Here is a 1488-nt window from a genome sequence, read left to right as displayed (position 1 = left end):
TTAAAAGGCCAGACTTTGGGTGAAGAATCTGGACTATGGATTGAGGCGGCCACTATACAGCCAGAAGTGGTTTTAACGCCACGTATTGGAATTGATTATGCCGAGGAGGCAAAAGACTGGCCTGAACGGTATTGCTGGAAAGATCATCCATCATTAAGTCGATAATTCTCATCTGGAGAACAAATTTATATGGCAAAACGAGCGTTCCAGATTTACAACAATGTAGACCGAATTCTATATCCAGACAAGACACTGCTTTTTGTTATCATAACTACAATATAAATAAAGGAAATAAGCATGTCCTTATTACGCTTAGACCGACTTCATTACTGTATTTTGATGAGTATGGGCTGTATTTCTAGCCCACTTGTTTGGGCCGAAGACTTAAATTCAGACGTTGCCAAATTGCCAACTTTACATGTGGAAGCGACACGTACTGACACCGGCTATTTACAAACACCAGCTTCGGTTTTCCGAATCGAGGCACCTCAAGTGGATAGTTCTTCACAAGTAAATTTAACTGAAGTTGTGAAGGGCATACCGAGTTTACAGATTCGTAACCGTGAAAATTATGCGCAAGATCTACAGCTATCTATGCGTGGTTTTGGTGCACGTTCTACGTTTGGTGTCCGTGGTATTCGTCTTTATGTGGATGGTATCCCTGCAACAATGCCAGATGGGCAGGGCCAAACATCTAATATCGACTTAAGCAGTCTAGATCATGTTGAAGTTCTAACAGGACCTTTTTCTTCACTTTATGGAAATTCATCAGGCGGGACTATTTTAACTTCTACTAAAGAAGGGCAAGGGAAAGACTCAATTGAGCTGAGCTATTCGGGTGGTAGCCATGATAAAAGCCGAGCAGGACTTGTGCTGCAAGGTGGGGCAAAAGGGGCGAATGAACCAAGTTATATTATTAGCTCATCATACTTTGATACCGACGGTTACCGCGAACATAGCGGTGCAGAAAAAGTACTAAATAATGCAAAGCTCAGCTGGAATCTTGATGATGGTAGTAAAATCAACTGGGTAACCAACTATGTAAAAATCCACGCCGATGATCCGATGGGGTTAGAGCGTAAGGATTGGCAAGCAAACCCAAAACAGATTGCTCCTTATGTAAAAAAAATGGGGTTTAACGCGCGCAAAGATATTGAACAAACTCAAACAGGTATAACTTGGTTTAAACCAATCAATGATCAGCACGAACTGTACGCCATGGCATATTTAGTCAATCGCCAAGTTACTCAATATCAATCTATCCCACAAGGTCAGGTAGTAGTGGAAAATGACAAGCCAGTTTATACAGGTCAAAAGAGCCCTAAGCATGCGGGCGGATTCATTGATTTTGAACGTAATTATTATGGTGCTGATTTCCGTTGGACAGGTAAAGAACTACTACCAAATACCACTGTAAGCATCGGGGTTGCACTCGATGCAATGGATGAGGAACGTAAAGGCTTTGAAAATTTTAATGCGGATGGTATT

1 protein-coding gene and 1 pseudogene are annotated in these 1488 nt (G+C 41.7%); both read left to right on the top strand.

Annotated features, from left to right (window positions below):
- Positions 1-165: pseudogene (locus VXQ92_RS17630) on the top strand (3-methyladenine DNA glycosylase); the annotation flags it as partial.
- Positions 166-297: 132 nt separating this feature from the next.
- On the top strand, positions 298-1488 hold a 1191-nt coding region (locus VXQ92_RS17625; RefSeq protein ID WP_416682686.1), incomplete at its 3' end, for a TonB-dependent receptor plug domain-containing protein.

The sequence above is a fragment of the Acinetobacter sp. 228 genome (assembly GCF_048147885.1).
This window is presented reverse-complemented; position numbering and strand designations above follow the sequence as displayed.